The sequence below is a fragment of the Methanobrevibacter arboriphilus JCM 13429 = DSM 1125 genome, from assembly GCF_002072215.1.
Taxonomy (GTDB): Archaea; Methanobacteriota; Methanobacteria; order Methanobacteriales; family Methanobacteriaceae; genus Methanobinarius; species Methanobinarius arboriphilicus.
Genome location: NZ_JXMW01000030.1, coordinates 32,208 through 56,483 on the forward strand (window position 1 = coordinate 32,208; position 24,276 = coordinate 56,483).

At 26.9% G+C, this 24,276-nt stretch carries 20 protein-coding genes; 11 read left to right on the forward strand and 9 right to left on the reverse strand.

Annotated features, from left to right (window positions below; genetic code table 11):
- Positions 1 to 447 precede the first annotated feature (447 nt).
- The 3 genes from MBBAR_RS09570 (at position 448) to MBBAR_RS09580 (ending at position 4,391) form a co-directional block, all read left to right on the forward strand.
- Positions 448 to 681, forward strand: a complete 234-nt coding sequence (locus MBBAR_RS09570) for a KEOPS complex subunit Pcc1 (RefSeq protein WP_080461121.1) — start codon at positions 448 to 450, stop codon at positions 679 to 681.
- A gap of 535 nt (positions 682 to 1,216) precedes the next feature.
- Positions 1,217 to 2,842, forward strand: a complete 1,626-nt coding sequence (gene serS, locus MBBAR_RS09575) for a serine--tRNA ligase (protein WP_080461122.1) — start codon at positions 1,217 to 1,219, stop codon at positions 2,840 to 2,842.
- A 589-nt stretch (positions 2,843 to 3,431) separates the two neighbouring features.
- Positions 3,432 to 4,391 carry a hypothetical protein gene (locus tag MBBAR_RS09580; RefSeq protein ID WP_080461123.1) on the forward strand — a complete coding sequence of 320 codons (960 nt, stop codon included), beginning with the start codon at positions 3,432 to 3,434 and terminating at the stop codon, positions 4,389 to 4,391.
- A 295-nt stretch (positions 4,392 to 4,686) separates the two neighbouring features.
- Here the strand turns inward: MBBAR_RS09580 and MBBAR_RS09585 are convergent, their stop codons facing one another.
- The 4 genes from MBBAR_RS09585 to MBBAR_RS09605 form a co-directional block, all read right to left on the reverse strand.
- Positions 4,687 to 5,109 carry an HVO_A0114 family putative DNA-binding protein gene (locus tag MBBAR_RS09585; RefSeq protein ID WP_080461124.1) on the reverse strand — a complete coding sequence of 141 codons (423 nt, stop codon included), beginning with the start codon at positions 5,107 to 5,109 and terminating at the stop codon, positions 4,687 to 4,689.
- Positions 5,110 to 5,298, reverse strand: a complete 189-nt coding sequence (locus MBBAR_RS09590) for a hypothetical protein (protein WP_080461125.1) — start codon at positions 5,296 to 5,298, stop codon at positions 5,110 to 5,112.
- 529 nt (positions 5,299 to 5,827) lie between these two features.
- Positions 5,828 to 6,580 (reverse strand): peptidylprolyl isomerase, encoded by a 753-nt coding sequence (locus tag MBBAR_RS09600; RefSeq protein ID WP_080461126.1) that lies wholly within the window; start codon positions 6,578 to 6,580, stop codon positions 5,828 to 5,830.
- Positions 6,571 to 7,743, reverse strand: a complete 1,173-nt coding sequence (locus tag MBBAR_RS09605; protein ID WP_080461127.1) for a nucleotidyltransferase family protein — start codon at positions 7,741 to 7,743, stop codon at positions 6,571 to 6,573. The genes MBBAR_RS09600 and MBBAR_RS09605 overlap by 10 nt, the downstream gene beginning before the upstream one ends.
- Positions 7,744 to 8,148: 405 nt before the next feature.
- Here MBBAR_RS09605 and MBBAR_RS09610 point away from each other — a divergent pair, with 405 nt between their 5' ends.
- The 3 genes from MBBAR_RS09610 to MBBAR_RS09620 all read left to right on the forward strand — a co-directional run bounded on the left by MBBAR_RS09610 (position 8,149) and on the right by MBBAR_RS09620 (position 10,634).
- A complete protein-coding gene (locus MBBAR_RS09610) occupies positions 8,149 to 9,459 on the forward strand; it encodes a dihydroorotase (protein ID WP_080461128.1) in 1,311 nt (436 codons plus the stop codon).
- 159 nt (positions 9,460 to 9,618) lie between these two features.
- On the forward strand, positions 9,619 to 9,798 hold the full coding sequence (locus MBBAR_RS09615; protein WP_080461129.1) for a CooT family nickel-binding protein: 180 nt from the start codon (positions 9,619 to 9,621) through the stop codon (positions 9,796 to 9,798).
- Between the two features lie 194 nt (positions 9,799 to 9,992).
- Positions 9,993 to 10,634, forward strand: a complete 642-nt coding sequence (locus MBBAR_RS09620; RefSeq protein ID WP_080461130.1) for a DedA family protein — start codon at positions 9,993 to 9,995, stop codon at positions 10,632 to 10,634.
- Between the two features lie 361 nt (positions 10,635 to 10,995).
- Here MBBAR_RS09620 and MBBAR_RS09625 read toward each other — a convergent pair whose 3' ends face one another.
- The 4 genes from MBBAR_RS09625 to MBBAR_RS09640 are packed head-to-tail and all read right to left on the reverse strand — an operon-like array spanning position 10,996 to position 15,041.
- Positions 10,996 to 12,231 carry a 4Fe-4S binding protein gene (locus tag MBBAR_RS09625; protein WP_080461131.1) on the reverse strand — a complete coding sequence of 412 codons (1,236 nt, stop codon included), beginning with the start codon at positions 12,229 to 12,231 and terminating at the stop codon, positions 10,996 to 10,998.
- 12 nt (positions 12,232 to 12,243) lie between these two features.
- Positions 12,244 to 13,671 carry a Ni/Fe hydrogenase subunit alpha gene (locus tag MBBAR_RS09630; protein ID WP_080461132.1) on the reverse strand — a complete coding sequence of 476 codons (1,428 nt, stop codon included), beginning with the start codon at positions 13,669 to 13,671 and terminating at the stop codon, positions 12,244 to 12,246.
- The gene (gene mvhG, locus MBBAR_RS09635; protein WP_042703078.1) at positions 13,672 to 14,598 is read right to left on the reverse strand and encodes a F420-non-reducing hydrogenase subunit MvhG; all 927 of its coding nucleotides are present in this window, start codon (positions 14,596 to 14,598) and stop codon (positions 13,672 to 13,674) included.
- Between the two features lie 14 nt (positions 14,599 to 14,612).
- On the reverse strand, positions 14,613 to 15,041 hold the full coding sequence (locus MBBAR_RS09640; protein ID WP_042703076.1) for a hydrogenase iron-sulfur subunit: 429 nt from the start codon (positions 15,039 to 15,041) through the stop codon (positions 14,613 to 14,615).
- A gap of 1,050 nt (positions 15,042 to 16,091) precedes the next feature.
- On the opposite strand from MBBAR_RS09640, the gene sufC reads away from it, so the two are divergent.
- The 5 genes from sufC (at position 16,092) to hdrA (ending at position 23,102) form a co-directional block, all read left to right on the forward strand.
- Positions 16,092 to 16,859: a Fe-S cluster assembly ATPase SufC gene (gene sufC / locus MBBAR_RS09645; protein ID WP_080461133.1), complete on the forward strand. Its 768-nt coding sequence runs from the start codon at positions 16,092 to 16,094 to the stop codon at positions 16,857 to 16,859.
- A complete protein-coding gene (locus tag MBBAR_RS09650) occupies positions 16,825 to 18,066 on the forward strand; it encodes a SufB/SufD family protein (RefSeq protein ID WP_249025063.1) in 1,242 nt (413 codons plus the stop codon). The genes sufC and MBBAR_RS09650 overlap by 35 nt, the downstream gene beginning before the upstream one ends.
- Positions 18,067 to 18,955: 889 nt before the next feature.
- A complete protein-coding gene (gene hdrC, locus MBBAR_RS09655) occupies positions 18,956 to 19,537 on the forward strand; it encodes a ferredoxin:CoB-CoM heterodisulfide reductase subunit HdrC (RefSeq protein WP_080461134.1) in 582 nt (193 codons plus the stop codon).
- Positions 19,538 to 19,621: 84 nt separating this feature from the next.
- Positions 19,622 to 20,605, forward strand: a complete 984-nt coding sequence (gene hdrB, locus MBBAR_RS09660) for a ferredoxin:CoB-CoM heterodisulfide reductase subunit HdrB (RefSeq protein ID WP_080461135.1) — start codon at positions 19,622 to 19,624, stop codon at positions 20,603 to 20,605.
- A 166-nt stretch (positions 20,606 to 20,771) separates the two neighbouring features.
- Positions 20,772 to 23,102 carry a ferredoxin:CoB-CoM heterodisulfide reductase subunit HdrA gene (gene hdrA / locus MBBAR_RS09665; RefSeq protein ID WP_080461136.1) on the forward strand — a complete coding sequence of 777 codons (2,331 nt, stop codon included), beginning with the start codon at positions 20,772 to 20,774 and terminating at the stop codon, positions 23,100 to 23,102.
- 342 nt (positions 23,103 to 23,444) lie between these two features.
- Here the strand turns inward: hdrA and MBBAR_RS10360 are convergent.
- Positions 23,445 to 24,276, reverse strand: an 832-nt coding sequence (locus MBBAR_RS10360; protein WP_158082581.1) for a hypothetical protein, incomplete at its 5' end; no start/stop codon positions are given.

The following is a 24,276-nucleotide window of genomic DNA, read 5'->3' on the forward strand; positions in this document are numbered from 1 at the left end:
ATCCTATAATTTTCAATTACCATATCTATTAACTAATTAAATTATTTTTCATATATATACTTTTCTAAAAAATTACTATTAAATAGAATTAAGAGATTTAATAACAGAATTTAATGATAAAGCTAAAATTTACTAAATTTAAATAAACAGTTTTTATAATCTTATCTTAACTTTCTAAGATAGATATGATTAATCTTTCATATCAATAAAGATATATTTTGTAAGATAGGTCTTGTAATATATATCTTGTAGATAAGTCTTGTAAGAAATATCTTGTAGATAGGTCTTATAAGATAGGTCTTGTAAGATATATTATATATCAATTAAGATTATATCAATAAAGATATATAATATTAAAAACAAAAATATCTTTGAATATTATAAATTTATTTAAATATTCTAAATTTAAAACACTACTAATTTTATTTTAAAAAGATGTTTGATAAAATGAAAATAGATGCCGAAATTAAGATGGAATATAAAAATTCCAAAGATGCTGACATATCTTTAAAATCATTGGATGTTGAAAATAAAGGTTATGTTAAATCTAATAAGGAAAATAATATTCTTACTTTTAAGTTAGAATCTGATTCTCTTTCTACATTTCTAGCTACAGCTGATGATTTAATATTTTCGGAAATATTAGTTGAAAAAATAATTGAATCGGCATCGAGTAAATAAAATAATAAATAATAATATTAAACATTTATTATTCATTGAACTATATTATTAATCCATTGTATAATATTCTTATTATTTTATAATAGATAAATTGATGTGTATATTATTTTATAAGATGTATTTTTATTTAATATGTTTTTTAATATATTATTTTATAATATAAGTATTTTATTTATAGCTATTTTATAATATAGATATCTTATAATATATTATTGCAAATACTTATATCCAATATATAGTATTGCAAATATACTTATATCTAATATATAGTTCAAATTATAATCGATTAAAACTACTCAATATCTAATTGTTATAACTATTAAAAAATCAAAGCTTTCTTAATTTTATAAAATGAAAAAATTTTATAATTATTAAGTAATAATTATTAAGTATTTTTATAATATTAAATATAATTATAAGTATTTTTATAAGATAAAGTATAATTATAAGTATTTCGATTAGATATTATATTAAAAATAGACATTATATTGAAAACAAAAGCAAAAATGAGTTATTAATATTTATAGGTGAAATTATGAAATTTTTACTTAGCGGGACAATAACATTTAATAAAAATGCTGAAGATGCTAAAGAAGATATAGCTAAATTTATTGATGAAGCAAATGAAAATATATTGCTCAAAGGTGTAAAAGAAGGTAATGAAAGTGAAGGAGCAAAGATAACTGATTGGAATATTAAAGATAATGAATTATCTATTAAAATAGAATCTGGTAGTAAAGTAAGATCCCACGATGGATTACTTAGAATTAAAAAACCATTAACTCAATTACTTGGTAAAAAATATCACTTAGGGATTAGAAAACTTCATATTGACAATTATCAAGTAATTATCCCTACTGGAGAAGGAAAATATGAAATCAATCACCAATTAGTTAGAAGCCTTCCACAAATAGATGATTTTCAAATTAAAGATAACTATGTTATAGTCACTATTAAAGATATTACTGAATCTGAAATTAGAAAACAAGGCGTAAATAGGATTATAAAACATATAAGTACCAAAAAAGAGGATGTAGATGAATCTAAAAAAGAAAATTATAAGGAAAACATAAATGCTGCTGGAGAACCATCTGAAGATTTAAATGAAAAAGATCTTACATTTTCAGTTACTAAAATTACTCCTGGAGAGATAATTGCTCGTAGTGGGGAATTTCAAACTTATTTTGAAGGAGACGTTACTGAAAAAGCTATTGAACTTGGTTGGATAAAAACATTCCCTGGAAGAGGTCAATGGTTTTATGGACCTCAAATGACAGCACTTCAAAGAGCTTTTGAAAAAATTTTAATAGATAATATAGTTGAAAAGCTTGGTTTTGATGAATGTTTATTCCCTAAACTGATTCCTATTCCTACGATGGATAAGATGAGATATTTAGATGGACTTCCTGAAGGTATGTATTACTGTAGTGCACCTAAACGTGACCCTGAAGTTTTTAACAAATTTAAAAATGAACTAGCTATTAATAGAGAAATTCCAATGGATCTCCTTAAAAGTGGACTTAAAGATCCTGCTTATGTTTTAGCTGCTGCACAATGTGAACCATTTTATGAATTTCTTTCCCATGAAGTTATAGATGAGAAAGATCTTCCAATAAAGTTTTATGATAAAAGTGGTTGGACATATAGATGGGAATCCGGAGGAGCTAAAGGAATAGATAGAGTTCATGAATTCCAGCGTATTGAACTAGTATGGATAGATAAACCTGAAGAAACAAGTGAAATTAGAGATTTTACACTTGAATTATCTCATGAATTAGCTACCAAACTTGAACTTGAATGGTATACTGAAATTGGGGACGATCCATTTTATCTTGAAGGTAGAAAAGTCGAAAATAGAGGAATTGAATTTCCAGATGTTCCAAAGTATGAGATGAGATTAAAAGTTCCAGGACAGGAAAAAGGAGTAGCTGTTGTTTCTGCTAATGTTCATGGAACTCATTTTACTGAAGGATTTTCTATTAGAGAAGCGCATAAACACACACTTTGGACAGGATGTACTGGTTTAGGTTTAACTCGTTGGCTATTTGGATTTTTAGCTCAAAAAGGTTTTGATGAGAATAATTGGCCTGAACTGATTAAAAACCAATACAAAAAGACTAAAATTCCAAAAATATTAACCTGGCCAAAGTCCAAAGAATAATTATAACCAATGAATAAAAATAAGAATAATAATATTAATAATAGTAATAATAGTAATGATAATAGTAATAATAATGATAGTAATAATAACAAAGCACAAATAATTATAGTAATATAAATAGTGCTAATAGTATTATTAATATTAATAAATTATTATCGCTTTTTATTAGTTCTCTATTAATTATAATTTATTTATTATTTATTAGCTTTTATTGAATTTTATTAAATTTTTATTTTTAGATGTTATTTTTATTTTACTTTTATTTTACTTTTTATTTCGCTTTTATTTAATTTCATTATTAATTTCATTATTAATTTTTTATTAATTTTTTCATTTATATTAATTTTTAAATTAATTACTAATATACAAAATAAAAAATTATATTAAAATCATAGCTAAAAATAGTTAAAAAACATTAAATATAAATAATAAGTAGAACAATGATAATACAATGCTTTAAAAATTATTAAATATCTTAATATTAAGTAAATATCTAAATATTACTTATATAAATAATATTACTAATATTACTTATATAATATTTAAGAGCTAAATTTAAAATTTTATAAAAATCAACAAAGGTATAACCATGAGTTGTGAAAAACATCCCAATAGAGATTCTGTAGCTAACTGTCAATTCTGTGGGAAAGAGTTATGTGAAGACTGTACAATAACTATTGCTGGAAAAAATTATTGTGAAGAATGTATGAGTGAACTTGTAGGCCCAGAATTAACTAGTATAGCTAGTAATAAAAATAGTGCCAAAACTGACCCACAAAAAAGCAATTTTAACAATGAAAATAACCAAATTCCCAATGAACCAGGAATACCTCCAGTGCAAGAAAGAGCACAACCAGGAGAACAAAACTCTATAGATGATTCAATACCAGAAAAACCTTCTATATCATATGATGGTCATGATGATCTATATAGTGATGATAGATTATACAATGATACTCATGAGAATAAGCCTATAACCCCTAACAATGAAGTTGAAGATAAATATGAAAAATATTTAGATGATCTTTATTTTGATGAAAAGCCTCAGACTGGAGCTAAAATAAACAATGAAACTAATTTAAACCCCCAGCCTAACTTAAACAATGAAAAAAGAGTTAATCTACAAAGTGAACGATTTGAACCTCAATCTCAAAAAGAGTTATCTTTAAGTGAGCAATTAGCTATGGATGAAGCAGAACATGGTTCAATTACTAAAGAACCTTTCATTCAAGAAGAACCAGAGGAAAAACAGGATAATTTTGAAGAGAACGAAGCAAAAAATAGAAATGTCCCTATAATGGAAAATCTGAGGAAAACAAATACAAATACTCCTCAAAAGGATACTAACACTGAATATACTCCTTCTTCACTTCATAGGAGAAATATTCATTATAAAAAAGAGGACAAAAAACCTTTTTCTTCAGCAGAGACTATATTAACAGTAATATTAATTTTGTTGATAATACTTGTTGTAATATATGTAGTATATCTATTAACCTTACATAGTCAATATCCAAATATTTTAGATGCTATAAACTCATTATTTTAGTTTATAATTATTTACTTATTTTTAATATTTTATTATTTGATTTTATAGAAAATTCAAACCGATCTTTTAATTTAACAAGTTTTTTTATCTACATCTATTGCAACAGTTTCATTGCTTCGACTATGTTTATATGTATTAAAGGCTTTTTCAAATTCTGATCCCTACAAATTTTCATTATAATATTTACTGGCTTTAAATCCAGCTACAAGATATATAGTTTGTTTTTCTAAATCAAAATTATATTTTTTATCTGCATCTTCTACCATATTTATCCTTTTATTTAAATTAATAATTATTAAATAGCTATTTCTATTTTATCATATTTTAAAAAAGGTATTTTACTATTTTTTAAACCTTTTTTGAAGCTAACTAAACCTTCTTCAGCTAATTGATTTATTTTATTTGTTGTATTTGCTGGATCCTTGTTTATTTTATTTGCTATTTCTCTTACTGATTTTGGCTTTTCATTTTTAATAATATTTAATAATTTTATTTCATTCTCCCCAATACTTATATTATCAGTTATGATAATCTCTTCTTGTCTTATATTTTCTTCAGGATTTTCAGTTAATAATTTCCAATTCTCTAAATCAGCATATAAAAGGTTTTTCGGTGCTTTTTCTAATGCTTTTTCTAGTTTTTCCATGCTTCCATATTTTTTTTCCATTCTTTTATTATATTCTTGTGTTGTTTCTTCTTTAATTAAGGTAATAATCATTTATTTCAACTCCTTTATTATTTCTTTTAATATTAATTCTTTATTTTTATTAATGTGAAATATAATAATATCTAGGTTTTCTTTTTGTGTGTCATGCTTTATTTTCATTTCTTCCTTATGGTTTTCTGGGTTTGGGTGTATGTGCCCTCCTTTATTATGATAATTGTCTAATAATACTTCATCAGGCATTATAATAATTGATCACCCTCCACTTGCTTTTAATATGTATATGGTTTTTCCATGTATTCGCAATGTCGTTTGTGTTTTACCCATGTATAGTAATATGTTACTCAGAATATATAAATATATTGTAAAAAAATACTATATCAATAATTGAAAAATATTTATTCTAGAAGATCCAATAAAAAGAAAAAAGATAAATATTTAGACTTTTTATATACATTTAAAAATAATAATAATAATAATAATAATAGAGTAATAAAATAATAATTATAATATAATAATTAAAAAATAATAAAAATAATAGAATAATAATAAAAATAATAGAGTAATAAAATAATAATAAAATAATATTAGAATAATAATTAAAGAATAGAATAATAATAAAAATAATAGAGTAATAAAATAATAATAAAATAATATTAGAATAATAATTAAAGAATAGAATAATAATAAAAATAATAGAGTAATAAAATAATAATAAAATAATATTAGAATAATAATTAAAGAATAGAATAGATTATTCTAATAAAATTAATCATTCTTCACTTTCATTATTTTCTTCAGAAGATTGATCTTCACCTTCTTCTACTTTCTTTTCAAATTCATCAACGAATTCTACTTTTTCATAATCCATGTTATCCCAAATATCTTTAGAAATTCTGAATCTTGCAAAAGTAACATCCATGTATGATTTTTGATCAAATCTAGTAATTTCATCTAATTTTATACTAACTTTATCACCATCAATTTTAATTTCAGTTTTATCAAGATCCATATTTGGATAAGAATAATGAAGTTGAATCATACTTTTAATTTTTTCTTCATCATCTTCAATTATGTCAGAAATAACAATACTGTATTCAAGATTTTTACCAGCTAAGTCATGGTTGAAGTCTACTTTAACTCTTCCACCACTAACAGTTAAAACTCTACCTTTATGACCTTCAGAAGTTAATTCCATTCCAACATGAGGAGTCATGCCTTGTTTTTTAAATTCTTTCATAGGAATTAATTGAATTAAATTAGAATCCCTTTCTCCAAAACCATCAGCAGGAGAAACTTCAATTTCTTTAGAGTCCCCTACATCCAAATCAATAACTGCCTCATCAATAGCTTTAAGTAAGTGGTTTCCTCCAACAACAATAGGTATTGGACCATATTCTTTATTTTCAACAAGAATTCCTGCTTCTTTAGCTATTTCTTCATTAGTAGTGTCAAAAACCTCTCCAGTTTCTTTAATTTTACCAGTAAATTCTAATTTAATAAAATCGCCATTTTTTATTGCCATAATTCGATTCTCCTATTATTTTCATTAATTTTTTCTTTAAAGTCTTCTAAAATACTTTCATTTTTATAATCTAAAACTCTTATTTTAGAAGGATAGTTATCAATATAATCATAAATTATATTCTTATTTATTTTAGTTTCTAATACACTTAAAACCCTATGGTTGAAGTGAGTAGAAAATCCATAGGATATACAATTTTGAATTTCTTCAATTGATTCAAAATCTTTATTTTCCCTTGAATCAACTATTTTTTTAGCTGTTTTATTATCCATTAAATTTAAGTCTAATAATTCACTAAAAGAAAGATTATTAGCAGAATCAAGAATTGAATCAATATCACGAAACATATGTAATGGAGCCCTATTATTCTTTATTTCCTCATTTAATATATCTATTGTGGAAGAGGGCATCATAGTAGTTACTTTTGAAAAATCTCCTTTCATAGTAGCTTCACGGATTAAAGTTCCACTTACTCCCTTAACACGTTTTACAAATAAGAATTTATTTTTAAAGTTAAATCCTATTCGTTTTAATGACTTTGAAAGAGATGTAATAACATAATTGTCTTCTTCAAGTTTGCCTTCATAAAGAACCTCATTAGTATCCATATCAATAATTTTATATGGTTTTGGAGCAACACAATGCCCTAGATTTATCCTATCAAGAATAATATCATAACCATCAAAAGGACGATATCCTCGTGGGATAAAGTCTGTATTTAATGCTTTGAAAGTTTTAGCTAAACATAGAGAATATTGTCCAGAACCCATTATCCCCATAGGTGGACCTTCAACAACAATATCAGCGCCAGCATTGATAGCTGTCTTTGCTCTAGCTTGACGAGTCATAATAAAAGGGATTCCCCTTCCACTTCGTTCGAATAAACCAGGAACAATAGCTACAAATAGTCCATTTGGAATTTTTTCTTTAGCTACTTTCATACAATGATAATGCCCATTATGAAGAGGATTATACTCTGTAAAATCAGCTATTAACTGAATTTTTGGTGAATTAGAAATATTTATATTATTATTGCTATTTGATTTATCATTGCGCTTTGATAACTTAATAGAATCCTTGTAATCATTAAAAAAGATTTTTCTATCTCTTTTGATTATTTTTTTTATAAATTCTTCTAATGTTTCTACTTCATCTGAAGGCATGTTTTTATTTTATTTTTTTAATTATAACTATTTTACTAATATATTTCTATTTTTAATAAATTTATTATTAATAAAATAAAATATTTCTAATAAGAAAATATTTCTAATAGGCCTATTATTAATAAACTATTTCCAATATTATAAAAAATCATTATAAAAAAAATAGATTATTAAAAAAATAAAAATCTAAGAATAAAAATCTAAGGATAAAAATCTAAGGATAAAAATATAAATTATTAAAATAAATAAAATAATTAAGAATAATATGAAAAATTTTATTAATTAAATAATGAATCTGAAAATATAACTTCTAATTAATATAAAAAAAATAATTTCTAACTAATATGGGAATATAATTTCTAATTAATATTAATAAAATTTATAATAAATAATATTTGTGAAAAAATGAATGATTTAGTACTTAAAAACTGTAAACTTATAGAAAGTTTAGAAAATCATTACATTGGCATAGATAATGGAAAAATATCTGAAATATCAAGACAACCTTTAAAAGCCGATGAAGAAGTGGATATAAAGGGAAAAATTATTCTTCCAGGACTTATTGATCCCCATGTTCATTTTAGAGACCCTGGTTTAACTTATAAAGAAAGTTTTAAAACTGGTAGTTTTGCAGCGGCTCACGGAGGATTTACAACAATACTAGATATGCCAAATACAATTCCTCCTACGAATACAGTGAAAACGTTTAAAGAAAAGAAAAAAATAGGGGAAAATAAAAGTATTATCAATTTTGGACTTCACAGTGGATTAAATGATCTAGATGAAATTAAAAAGATAGCTAAATTAAATCCTGCTTCTTTTAAAATTTTTATGGATTTATACGATGATTTTGAAATTGAAAAGATGTTTGAAGATATTTCTATAGTTAATAAAACAAAAAAAATCCCAATCACGCTCCACTGCGAAAACAAAGCTAATATTGAAGAAAATACCAATAGAATTAAAAATTTAGAATGTACCCAGGGAAGCACAGCTATAGATTATAGCTATGCCCGAAATTCTGAATCAGAATATTTATCTGTTAAATATGCAGTTGATTTAGCTCAAAAATATGGTTTATCAATACATATTTGTCATTTAAGTTCAAAAAAATCATTAGAATATCTAAAATCATTAAAGTTAAAATCAATACATAATTCTAATATAGAAATTACAACTGAAATAACTCCCCATCATTTACTTCTTGATAATAGTTCTTTTAATAAGTTTGGAACCTTTGTTAAAACTAATCCTCCTTTAAGACAAAAAGGAGAAAATTTAACAACAAAATCACTAATAGATATAGATATGATTGGAACTGACCATGCTCCACACAGAATAGACGAAAAACAAAAGGGAATTTGGGATTCAAGCCCAGGAATACCAAATTTAGAAACAGTACTTCCACTTCTATTGACAGAGGTAAATAGAGGCAATATTGACTTAAAAATGATACCTAAATTAATGTCAGAAAATCCTGCAAAAAGATTTGGTATTGAGAATAAAGGAAAGATAGAAGTAGGATATGATGCAGATCTAGTAATAATAGATTTAAAAAAAGAGGGAAAGTTTAATATTGATAACTTTTATACAAAAGCAAAGTATAGTCCATTTGGAAATTTTAATTATAAAGGAATAGCTACTATGACTATCTGTAATGGAAAAATTATAATGATTAAAGATAATATTGAAGATGATTATAATAATAGTAATTAGAATTACTAATAGTAATAGCAATAGTAACAGTAATATTAATATAGTATAGTACTATATATATTTAGAATCGGATAATCGAGTTAAATATGTTTATGATTAAAATAATAAAAAATTCATTTAATAATCAGTATAGATTAATTGACAATAGAGGTTATAATTATGTGTGAATCCAATATTTATAATAGTAATGGAGAATTAATAATGGAAGATGTAATGGTTGTTGATATTGAAGATGAAAAAATAACCATGGTCGATATATTAAATGAAAAAAAAATTGTTTATGGTAAATTTATTCGTTTAGAATTAGAAGAACATAAATTAATTATAGAAGAAATTTAAGAAGAAATTAAAAAATAAAATAGTAATAAATTAATAATAAATTAATAATAATTAAAGATAAATTAAAAATAATTAAAAATGAATTAATAATAATTAAAAATAAATTAAAAATAATTAAAAATAGCTAATAATAATTAAAATAAATTAAAAATAAATTAAAAATTAAAAATTAAAAAAGATAAAAACGGAATATTATGTTAGAAGCAGTAACTATACAATTACAATCTTTCTTTATTGAATACGGAGCAATAGGAGTATTTCTTGGATGTATAATTGAAGAAATAATAGCTCCAATTCCCTCAACCATAATTATTTTAGGAAGCAGCTTTTTTATATTAGACGGGCAAGCACTTGGATTAAGTTCAATCACAAATCTTATTTTGAATATATCGATTCCTGCAGCTCTTGGAATGACAATAGGATCGTTGTTTATATATGGTCTTTGTTATTATATTGGAAAACCTTTTATAAATAAATGGGGAAAATATTTAGCTATTAGATGGGAAGATATAGAAAAAACTGACGAAAAACTTCAAAATCAGAATAAAGATGAAGTAATATTATTTGGAATACGTGCAATTCCAATAGTTCCAAGTGTTGCAATAAGTGCATTTTGTGGAATAATCAGGTATGATTTAAAAAAATATATTCTAATAACATTTCTAGGAGGATTAGTAAGAGCAACTGTTCTTGGATTTTTAGGATGGCAATTTGGAAATATTTATAGAGATATATCTAATCAAATCTCATTTTTAGAAGAGATAGTTGTAATAATTGGAGTTATAGGAGTTATCGGATATATTTTTTATAATAAAAGAAAAAAAGCTAAAAAATAATTAAATAATAATGAATACATAAATTAAAATACTCATATAATAATAAAACAAATAATATTAATATAAGGATACTAGAATAAACAATGTTAAAATAACTATATAATACTAGAATAAGTATATAATACTAAAATAACTATATAATATAACTATATAATATTAGAATAACTATATAAAGCTAAATGAGTAATTATAAAGCTAATAACTATATAAAATTAAAATAGCTATATAAAACTGAAACAAATATAGAATATAAAAACTGTATAAAAATATAGAATATAACTATATTAAAAATAGAAATAATTAAAAAATAGTAAAAAGATTAGATGGATAAACCACCTAATTTTAAAAAATCTCTTTTTGTTTATTTAAATTCCATTGCATCTTTAGGACATGCATCTATACATTGTTCACATAAAGTACAGAAACCAACGAGAGGTAAATTACCTTCATCTTTAAGTTTCAACATATCATATGGACAAACATCGATACAATCTCCACACTGATTACATTTAGATGGATTGAAAACAATTCTGTTTCTTTGAACAATTTCACCATTACTTACTTTATCAATAGGTGCTAAAGTTAAAGCCCCTTCAGGACATTTTGCAGCACATGCACCACATCTAACACACATATTGAATGATGGTTCTTTGTTAGTTTGTATTTCTCCAGGAATTTGTACACCGTCTTTTCTGACTACGCGAATAGCTTCAGAAGGACAAGAAACAGCACAAGGTCCTAAGAAATCACATTTTTCAGGATTGTTAACAACTCCTTCCTCGTTTGCAGGCTTAGCATCTCCCCATTCGACATCTAAACTAATAGCATCAACTGGACAGAGTTTTTCACATAAACTACAAGCAGCACAAACATCAGGAAGATCTACTGTTAAATTAGATTTAGTTTCAATGAAATTTCCAGGACAAACATCAACACAAGTATTACAACCAATACAAGTATCTTCATTTATAGTAAAGGATTTAATTTCTTTAGAACGTTTTTCAGGTCTTTTCTTTGATATAAATACTGCATCCCATGGACAAGTTTGAGAACAAATTCCACACTTAATACAAGTATCTTCATCAATATCTATTACTCCACCAACTTCTGAAAGTGTAATAGCATCAACAGGACATTCTGGAACACAAGTTCCACAACCAACACAATCTTTAATAAAGATAGGCTCAGTAATATCAATTTCACGAGTTTTAGGTTCTTTAATTCCTGGAATTCCAATTACTTCAACAGGACAAATGTCTACACATTTTTGACACATTACACAGAAACCTTGTAAGTTTAAAGCTCCTTCACAATCACAGAGTTTTAATGTTTGAGGAGGGCATATTTCTACACAATCTCCACATTCATTACATTTAGCTGGATTGAAAACAATTCTTGCTTGGGTGTCTCCATTCTCATTAATGAGTAATTCATCCACACTGAGTGCACCTTGTGGGCAAGTTTCAACACATTTAGGTTCTCCACCACAGATATCACAGTAGACGACTTTTTGGTCCTCTAATTCGATAGCTGCAGATGGGCAGGTTCCTTCACATGCTCCACACTTGATGCAGTCTTCTTGATTGACTACGATCATATGTTACACCCCTTAGATTTTGTTAATTAAATTGCCTTCACTATCATAAACTTCTATAGTAGCTAATCTCATTTGACTATCCATTGAGTGAGTAGCACAAGATAAACATGGGTCGTAAGCTCTGATAACCATTTCCATTAAGTTGAAAATACTGTCATCTACTTCAACGCCAGGTTTGATATAGTCTTTAGCTACTTTTTGAATACCCATTTCCATTGCTGGATTATTTTGGATGGTTGCAACTACAATGTTAACATTGGTCATTAAACCATCATCATCAGTTTTATAATGGTGTATTAAAGTTCCACGAGGAGCTTCTACAATACCTGCACCTTCACCAGCTACTCTTTCAATAGCATCTGGGAATTTTTGAGCAGATAAGTCACCTTCTAAGTGGTTAGCAGCAGATTCAGCTGAAGCTAATAGTTCTATTAATCTTGCCCAGTGGAAGAGTAATGGTGCTTGAGCATAGCCAAATTTATCATGGAATTCTTTAAATCTGTCTTGAGCGAGTGGTGCAGCATCAGGCATTTTGTCAGCTACATTAATTCTTGATAATGGAGCTACTCTGTAAATACCATCAGGATAACCTAATTCTTTGATATAAGGGAATTTTAACCAAGAGTATGGTTTTACATGCTCTGCAACAACATCTAAGTATTCGAGGTTATTATATTCATATTCAACTTTAGAACCATCTTTACTTTTGATTCTTACATCACCATTATAAACATCCCATACACCGCCATTAGTTAAACCACAATGTCTGGTGTCACCAAAGTTACCTAAAGAATCCACTAAGTCTATTTTTTCTTCAAATATAGGAATAGCTAAGTCTAAAGTTGCTTGAGCTAATTCTACATTTTGTTGTGCTTTACCAAGTAAATCTTTTTGAGTTTCAGCATCGAGTTCAGTGGATATTCCACCAGGAGTTGATGAGGTTGGGTGAATTGGTCTTCCACCAACAGCTTTAACAATATCTAAACCATTTTTCCTCATTTGAATAGCTTGTAATGCCACATCAGGCATATCTTTAATGATTTGGAAAACATTTCTTGTTTTTCTGTTTCCATCAGGAATGACTAAATCCGGAGCTGCTAAGAAATAAAAGTGTAAAGCATGAGAATGCATAAATGAACCCCAGTTCATTAATTCTCTCATTTTATAAGCAGCAGGTAAAATATCATTGTCTTCAAATCCATAACATTGATCAGCAGCTTTTGCAGCAGCTAAGTGGTGTTGTACATCACAAATACCACAAATTCTAGGAACGATCCTTGGAGCTTCTTCAACAGGACGTCCTTGCATGAATTTTTCAAATCCTCTAAATTCCATTACATGTAATCTTGTATCTTGTACGTTCCCTGCATCGTCAAGTTGGACAGTGATTTTTGCATGCCCTTCAATACGAGTTACAGGTTCCATAGTAAGTTTTACCATTTATTTACCCCCATTTTGCATTTTTGCAGGTATTAAAGCAGCTGGTAAAGTGTAAGTATAGAAGGTACCAACAATATCATCTAATTGATCAGCTACTTGTTCTGGGTCAATAGTTTTATCTTCTTCTACTCCATAATCAGATGCAATAGCACTAATCATTTTAGCACCTTGATCTTTAACTTTAGCAGTAGGTCCATAACAACCTCTACATTGGATAGCTATAGATGGGCATTCTGCACCACATAAGGATACAGTAGCTGGTCCCATACAGATTAAACCTTGAGGTATTAAACATAAGTCATCTTCAGGTTTTCCAATTTCAAATTGCCTTTTAATGAAATCCATGGATAAACCTTCAGGTGGTTTTTCTCTTGGACAAACTTCACAAAGGTTAGTAGTAGGGAGTTCTACAGTTTCTCCTCTTAATAATGATAGAACAGCTTCAGCTACAACATCAGATCTTGGAGGACAACCTGGGACAATTAAATCCACATCGATTACTTCTCCTAAAGGTCTAAGTCTGCTTTCTAATGCTGGTACATCTTCATTAGGAATAATTCCTTCTTCATTAGGAGTACTTGGAGAGTTGATATATGCTTCTTTTTCTAATTCTTCTACAGTATATAAATTACCAAGTCCTGGTATTCCACCATATGTAGAACAAGTTCCATAACATATAACAAATTTTGCTTTTTCTCTTAATTCTTCAGCTAGTTCTCTGTTTTCTTCATTACGAATTCCACCTTCAACAATCAATACATCCATTTCAGGTATTTCATCGTATTTTGTATCCATTAAAACTGGTGAAAATTCGAAATCAGCTAATTCTAAAACATCTAATAAAGATTCGTGAAAATCAGCAATAGATAAGTGACAACCAGAGCATCCTCCGAGCCACATAGTTCCTATTTTTGCTTTTTCTGCCATTTTATTTCCTCCGATTAAGCTTCAGCGTCAAGTTGTTCTTTTAAAGGTGCAGGACCTAACTCTTTGATACGATTTACCATCATTTTAACAGTTTCTGCAAATTTTTCACCTTCAGATGCAGAAATCCAATCATGGTATATTCTTTCTTTTCCAATGCCCATATCTTCAGCTAACTTATAAACTAATCTCATTCTTCTGTCTAACTTGTAGTTACCTGCATCATAATGGCAGTCTCCATGATGGCATCCTGCAACTATTACACCATCTGCTCCTTCACGGAATGCTTTCAATATAAACTGAGGTTCAATTCTTCCAGAACACATTACCCTAATAACCCTAATATTTGGTGGATATTGCATTCTTGCTGTACCTGCAGTATCTGCTCCTCCATAGGAACACCAGTTGCAACAAAACATTACAATTTTTACGTCATCTTCAGCCATAGAGTTTCCTCCATTTTAATATATTTTATCTTATATTTTATTTATATTTATAAATATTTTTTAAATCCAATAATCATCCTAAACAATAAATATAATCTATATTACATTAATATAATCTATATTACATTATATTCACAGTATAGTATAACTTATATGATAGAATATTTTATATATAGGATATTTCTTATTGAATCCAATTTAATTACATATACATGTATATTTAAAAAAACAGCATACAATAAATAGCTAAAAAATAATCTAAAAGATACTTTCAAAAATATTTTCAGCATAATTTATTAATGTTGAATTTTAAGTGTACCTCAATGAGCTAGCTCAGCTTTACATTAATGTACTGTTAATACATTAGGAATATTATTAATATAAAGGTTACTTAGAAATTAAAGTCGAAAAGCTTATATATGATATTAAGTTTTAAAAGAGTAATAATAAAATTACACAAATAAGCATTCAATAGCCCTAAAAACAATGAACAAAATGATTTTAAGTCTTATTTTTAATTTTAATCAATTTAAATAGATTTAAAATTAATATTAATAACTATTATACGTTATTATAAATAAAAAAAATATATTACAAATTATTAGCAAAAGATATCATTATTATGGGCTTCTTTAATAAATAAAATAATTAGCCATACGTAAAAATAAAAAAATAAATAATAACAATAATAAATATAATATTAAAAAATAAAAAATAATATATACAGTTTCTAATTAATAAAATGATCTATTTATATAGGATACATTTAATATGATACATTATTTAATGATATTAGTTTAATGATATATTTACTTAGTACATTTATTTAATGATATAGTTTAATGATATATTTACTTAATTATTTATTAAATAAATTCAATAAGCTATAAGTTAATAATATTTATAATTTAAAAGATAAATATATAAATAATTTATCAATATGATTAATCTGTTTAAATGATTAATCTATTATAAATAAATTTTAAATAAATTTTTCAATATAATAATATTTAATATAATAATACTTTAAAAATAATAGGGTGGTGAATTATGTTACTTGAAATAACTGATTTAGCTGTTGAAGTTAATGGAAAGAGAGTTTTAAAAGACATAGATTTAACTATAAAAGAAGGAGAAACTCATGTACTATTAGGGCCAAATGGAAGTGGTAAAAGTACATTATTTATGAGCATTCTTGGATTTCCAAAATATAAGATTGTCAACGGTAGTATATTATTTAAAGGAGAAAATATAACCAATCTTAATACAACAGAAAGAGTCAAAAGAGGAATTGGTGTTAGTTTTCAAAACCCTCCAGCAATTAGAGGAGTGAATTTAAAAGATTTACTTAAAGTAGAAAGTGGGCAGAATATAAAGGATGAAAATCTTACTCCTGAAATGCAGTTACTTGCAGATAAACTTAAATTTGATGAAGATTTTCTTGAAAGAGATGTGAATCTTGGATTTTCTGGAGGAGAAGTTAAAAGGTCTGAAATACTTCAATTACTTGCTCAAAAACCAGATTTTACAATGTTTGATGAACCAGATTCTGGTGTTGATATTGAAAATGTAGAATTACTTGCTGAGGAAATAAATATGTTACTTGATAAAGATAAAAAACCAGGTCAAAGAATGAGATCAGGTTTACTTATTACTCATTTAGGTTACATACTTAACTTTGTTGGAGCAGATATGGCTCATGTATTAATGGATGGAAAAATAGCTTGTTCTGGAAACCCTAGCGAAATATTAGACGATATAAGGAAAGAAGGATTTAAAGGATGTGTTGAGTGTGCGAAATGTATTACAAAAAGCTGAAAAAGCAAAAAATAAAAAAGCAGCTATTGGATCCGATATTGACATGGAAGAATTTATAAAAGAAGATAAAGAGGAACATGAAACTGTAGATAGTATCCAAGATGTTCCAAGAAAAGTAAAAGATACCTTACTTAAAGTAGGAGTGGATACTTCTGAAAATGAAAGAGCAGGGTCTTTTCTCCAGATGGATCAAAGTAATATATATTCAAGCTCAGTTTCAGATTCTATAGAGCTTATGAATCTTGAAATTGCACTTGACAAATATAATTGGCTAGACCAATATATGTGGAATGTTGTGTCTCCTGATGCAGACAAATATACTGCTCAAACAGCTCTTAGAGAACATGAAGAAGGGACTAAAAGTGGATACTTTATAAGATCTTTACCTGGCACTAAAGAAGTATTTCCTATGCAAGCATGTATGTTTATTGGTGATGAAACAGTTATGCAAACCGCACACAATATAATAATAGCAGAAGAAAACTCAGAACTACATGTTATTACAGGGTGTGCAACTGGAGAAGATGTTTCATCTGCATTACATGTGGGAGTTTCAGAATTTTATTTAAAACCAGGGGCAAAAATCACATTTACAATGGTTCACAACTGGGCAGAACAAGTAGAAGTGAGACCTAGAACTGGAATAAAAGTTGATGATAATGCTACTTTTATTAATAATTATGTACTCACAAGTCCTGTTAAAACAATACAATCATATCCAACAGCATACTGTAATGGGAAAAATTCTAAAGCAATATTTCAAAGTATACAAAGTGGTCAAAAAGACTCTATTATTGATGTAGGTTCAAGAGTATTTTTAAATGGAGAAGGTTCAGCTGCAGAAGTTATTTCAAGAGCAGTTTCTAATGATGAGTCAAAAATTTATTCAAGAGGACATTTAGCTGGAACTGTTCCAGGAGTTAAAGGACATCTTGAATGTCATGGGTTGGTTCTCTCAGACGATTCTATGATTTACGCTGTTCCAGAACTTGAAGCAAGTTCAGCAAATCTTGAAATGTCTCACGAGGCAGCTGTTGGGAAAATTGATGAAGAAGAAATTTATTATCTTACATCAAGAGGTTTAACTGAAGAAGAAGCTACCTCTATGATTGTTAGAGGATTCTTAAGTATGGACATAACAGGACTTCCACCAGAATTAGCTAGTGAAACAAAAAGAATGATTGATATGAGTTTAGAAGGTATGTAAATACCTTTAACCATATATTATTATATAAACTCCATACTATTATAATTAAATCCAATACCAATACAAAAATATCATATATGATATTATGCATAAGATTATCAGTATGTGATATTATGTATAACATTATATCAGTATATTAATTATATCAGTATATGATATTTTTGTATCAAGATGATGATGATTAAAATTATAATTATTATATAAAAGATAAAATATGATAGGATATTAACAAAATATTTATACTATTAAAAATAAAATATACAGTATTATATTTTGCTAAAATTAATATTCTATTGAAATTATTTTATCAAAATTAAAAATATTAATAAATACTATTAATTTAATACTATTGATTTTTTAACTATTAATTTTTCACATTATTAAGTATATAGTAATATTTATCGACATTAGGACACATATTATTAACTCTAATATATTTTATTATACAAAAAGAATATTTTAATATATTAAACTAGATTCTGTAAAAATATAAATAGATTTTTTGTTTTTAATAAAATAATTATCTAATTATCTACGCTATAATTATCTATGCATAGAATTATTTATGACTAGAATTATTTATGAACTAGAACTATTTATGAGTAGAATTTTTTATATTAAAGTTTTATTTTTAAAAAGTATTTTATAAAATTTAGAATATCTATAAAATATTGATATTTGAAAAATGAAAAATAATTTGGAATAAAAGATAATTTAAAATAGATAATAACCTTAAATAAATGATAATTTCAAATAAAAAAGTGAAACTTATTAAACTTATTAAAACTTATTAAAACTTATTAAACTTATTATTAAGTTTATTTATAATTGTTTATTCACAGATTTGTTATTCATAAAAAAGTTATTCAATTATAAAGGGGGTGGTGAAATGGATACAATTAAAATAGATGACAATCCATTAGAACTAGCTGAAAAAATTGTAGAAGATATTAAATTTTCTAAAGAAAAAGGGCTTTTGAAATGTGTACAATGTGGAATGTGTACATCTATGTGTCCAGGGGCTAGAAATTCAGAATACAATCCTAGAGCTATGATTGAAAAAGTTCTTGAAGGTGATGAGTCAGTAATATCTGATAAAACAATATGGAATTGTTTTTATTGTTATACTTGTCACAGTATTTGCCCAGTTGGTAATAGTGCATGTGAAGTAAACCAAATACTAAGGCAAATAGCTATATCAAAAGGCATAGCTAATGAAGAAGTAAGCCCATTTGCAGGTTTTGTAGATTTAATGATGGATATAGGTCTTGGAGGCATACCTGATAATTTTCACCAAGACTTAATAAGAGATATTGGCAAAGAATGGGAAGAAAAAAATATGAATTTAAATAAAATAAGAGAAGAATTAGGTCTTAAACCACTTGAAATGCCAAAAAACTCTATTAAAGAAATAAGAGTTTTACTGAAAAAGACAGGCCTCGATAAAAGAGTCAACAAACTTAGAGAATAAAATTAAAGTAATATCTTTATATCTAGATACATAATTAGGAATACAGATAATTAGAGACTATATAATATTATAGAAGGTAAATCTATGCGAAAAATACCTGATAAAAATATCATGCTCTTTAAAAGTTGTTTAATAAATGGAGAGTATCCAGGAGTCGAATCTTCAACAAAGTATGTTTTTGATAAAATTGGTATTGAATACATTGTTGATGATAGACAATCTTGCTGTACTGGTCTTGGTCACTATTCAGACATATATGATCAGCTTTCAACAACAGTAATTGGAGGAAGAAACTTTAGTGTAGCTAAAAAAACTGATCACACCAACATAGTAATGATGTGTTCCACTTGCTATGCAATTCATAAAAAAGTAGCTAAGCTATTAAATAACAATGAAAAAGTTAGGGATGAAGTAAATACAATATATGATGAAACCAACTTAGATGAAATGAAATATGAAGAAGGGACAATCGACTCCTCAAAAAACATATTTCATGTAGTAGATATCTTTTTTGATAAAAAAGAGGAAATAGCTAAAAATATTAAAATTGATTTATCTGAGTTCAGAATAGCTACCCATCCAGCATGCCATTACTGTAAAGTTCAATATGAAGATGCAACTGAAGGATTCAGAGATCCAAAAGTTTTAGATGAGATTTTAAAAAGCTGTGGAATAGAAACAATAGGCTGGTATGACCATAAGAGATCCACATGTGGGGCAGGATTTAGACAAAGGTTTGTTAATAGAGATCTTTCTATGAAAGTTACTTCTGAAAAGTTATTATCACTACAGGATGAAAATATAGATATTTTAGTCCATATGTGTCCAAATTGTCAAATGCAATTTGATAGATACCAACCATTCATCGGGAAAGAATTAAACATTGATTTTAAAATGATGCACCTTAATATAGCTCAATTAGTAGCGTTTGTAATGGGTTCAGATCCTTATAAAGTAATGGGAATTCAAACACATACAATTCCAATAGAACCTTTAATTGAAAAAGTAGAAAAAAACTTATCAAAAGAAAGAGAAGTAAAAAGAGTTAAAACTGCTAATAAAGCTTAAATCATTATTTTTTTAAAAAAATAAATAAAAATAAAAAAATAAAATAAAAAATATTAAAAAATATTAAAAAATTAAATATTAATAGTATTTAAAATTATTAAAATTAGCTAAAAAATTAAGATTTATTAAAATCATTATAAAGAGATTAAAATATGAAGGGATTAAAATGTATGATAAAAAAACCCTAAATTCTCAAAAATTAGATTTACGTGTTGGAGTGTTTATCTGTAGATGTGGAGGAAACATCTCAGATATTGTTGATATTGATAAACTTAAAAGCTCCATAGATGCAGACGTAGTTGAAGAATTTGAAAATCTGTGTTCTCTTAATGGTAGAAAAATAATTAGAGACAATATTATTAATAAAGAATTAGATCGTGTTGTAATCGCGTCATGTTCACCTATAACTCATGAAAAAACTTTCCAAGATTATATTCAGCCTTTAAACCCATATTTAATGGACATGGCTAATTTACGAGAACAATGTTCATGGGTACATGGCGACATGGATAAAGCTACAGATAAAGCAATTACGCTTGTAAATGCTTCAATTGAAAAAGTCAAGCAGTCTCAAGCTGTAGATCCAATTCTTTGTCAAACACCAGAAAGTGCTGCGGTTATAGGAGGAGGAATATCCGGAATAAGTGCTGCACTTTCATTAGCTAAACAAGGTGTTAAAACATATTTAATTGAAAAAAAACCATCAATTGGAGGAAATATGGTTAAAATTGGAAAAGTATTCTCTCCAGTTAAATTGGCTGAAGAATGTGGGATGTGTTTACTTAATCCAATAATGAATGAAACTGTTTGGCATGAAAATATTGAAATATTAACCAATACTAAAGTTTTAAGTACTGAAAGAAGAGCTGGAAATTTTAGTATTCTCCTTGAAAGCAATCCTCGATATGTAGATGAAGAAAAATGTATATCCTGTGGTAAATGTATAGAAGAATGCCCGGTTGAAGTTCCAAATAGGTGGGATGATGGACTTTCAATGAGAAAAGCAATCTATAAACCGTTTTCACAAAGTTATCCAGATGCATATACAATTGATATGGAAAATTGTGAAAAATGTGGTAAATGTATGAAAAAATGTCCAATGGGAGCAATTTATCTTAAAGGAGAAAAAGAAATAGTTCCTCTAAATGTTGGAGCTGTTATATTAGCCACTGGTCATAAAACTTTTGATCCAAACCTTAGACCAGAATATGGATATAATAGATATGCAGATGTTATAACTCAAAGTGAACTTGGTCGTATTATGGGAGTAAATGGTCCGACTAAAGGTAAGCTAAAAATGTTATCTAAAGATAGAGTTCCAAGAAGAGTAGTCATGATACAATGTGTAGGTTCAAGAGATGAAAAACCAGATGGACATAAATACTGTTCAAAAGTATGTTGTATGGTAGCTTTGAAAAATGCAAACATAATAAAACACAAATACCCAGATACTGATGTTATAATATGTTATACTGATATGAGAACTCCAGGAATGTATGAAAAATATTACAAACATGGACAAGAAAATGGAATAAGATTATTAAGAGGCAGACCTGGTGAAGTCAATAAAAAAGGGGATTCCTTAGTAGTTAGAGTAGAAGACACTCTTCAAAAGAAATTTACAGAAATTGAAACAGATATGGTTGTTTTATCAACAGCAATCGAACCATCCCAAGGTAGTGAAGAGATATCTAAAATAATGAATGTTGGTATAACTGAAGATATGTTTATTAAAGAAACACATCCAAAAATTAAGCCAGTTACTACTGATGTTAAAGGAGCCTATGTTTGTGGAACTGCACAGGGGCCAAAAGATATTACAGATAGTATAATGCAAGCTCACGCAGCAGCTTCCAAAGTAGCTGAAATAATGAATGATGGGCTCGAAATAGAACCATTTGTAGCTGAAATAGATGATGAAAAATGTAATCTATGTGAAGATTGTATATCTATATGTAAATATAAAGCTATGTCTATTAAAGATGAAATGATCTATATAGATCCTATGTCTTGTTCAGGGTGTGGAAAATGCCTAACTGTTTGTAAACCACGAGCTATAAACATACATGGAAATATTGATGAAAAAATATTTGCAACTATTTCAGGAATGCTAAAAGGTAAAAAAGAAGGAGAAAAAAGAATTCTTGTTTTCCTTGATCAAGTTGGGTATACTGCAGCAGATAACATTGGAGTTAATAGAGTAGACTATCCAGAATCAATATATATTATAAAGGTTCATTCTGTAAACAGAGTAATGCCGAAACACATTATTTATGCTCTTAAAAATGGTGCAGATGGAGTATTCATTGGAGAATATCCTGGAGATTTAATGTATCAAGAAGTAGAAAATAAAATGAATCAAATAAGAGAAGAAATAAAAGATCATGGAATGAATCCAGAAAGACTTCAATTCTCAAATGTTTATATACCCTATTTCAGAGGCCTTGCAAATAAGTTCAAAGAATTCGATGCAAAAATTGGTTCAATGGATGCATAGGTTCAATGGATGCATAATTAGCTTATTAGTTTCTCTTATTCTATTCTTTTGGTATTTTTTAGTGTTGGGTGATGATTGATTCGAATTCATAGTACTTTGGTAGTATGATGAATTTTATATAAAATATTATTGATAATAATATTTTTGAATTTAGTATAATATTTTTGTTAAATTTAGTATAATAGTTTTGTTAAATTTAGTTAATAGGCTTGTTGAATAAAATTATTATTTCCTAATCTCAAAAAATAATAAAAGATAAAAAGAATATTTAGTAAATCTTCTTTTCTTCTTTTATATATCCCCAAAAAAAATTTCTCACACACCATAAGAAATAAAAAAAAATTATTTAAGAACTTTCCTATATCCTTTCATTTTAATTTTAGATATTTTAAGAGGTTTGAGATTCTTAACAGTGAATTTCAAAACATTATTAACCTTATTATAACTTGTTTTCACATTACTAGATTTACTAACCTTACTCAAAACATACCTACCTAAAGAATGTTTTTTCAAGAAATTCTTATTATAAAGCTTAGAACCCTCCAAATCACCAACATTCTTAACATAATAAGTCTTATAACTCACACGATAACGCCTACCAGACTTCTTAACAAGAGTATAAGACTTAACTTTAGTATAAACAATCAGTTTAGCTTTATTAACAGTAATAGAATTAGACTTACCAATAGAAGAACCATATTTAACATAACTTGTATTCAAACCATTATACAAAGCACTACCATAATAATTACCTGCCTTAGATAAAGTGAAAGTATAATTAAAAACACCTTTACTGTTTGTCTTAAGATTCACAGATTTATCACCAAGCTTTAAAACAACCACCTGATTAGCTAAAACATTACCATTAATATCTTTAAGCTCACCTTCAACAGTAATCTTATTACCCTCCTTTGTTGAGCTTAAACTAATTTTAGTTCCAATTAAATCTTTAAAAACAACTGGAACATAAGTAACAGCACTATTATACTCAGCATTACCAACAAAAACAACTTCTAAATCACCAGAATAAGGACTAATTATAATATAATTTAAAACAGCCTCACCATTTAAAAAATTAACACCATAATAAGTAGTATTACCAATTATAACATCACTTGTAGTGTTAATCCTCTCATTAAGAGATAAACTAACAATAACAGTATCACCTAAACTA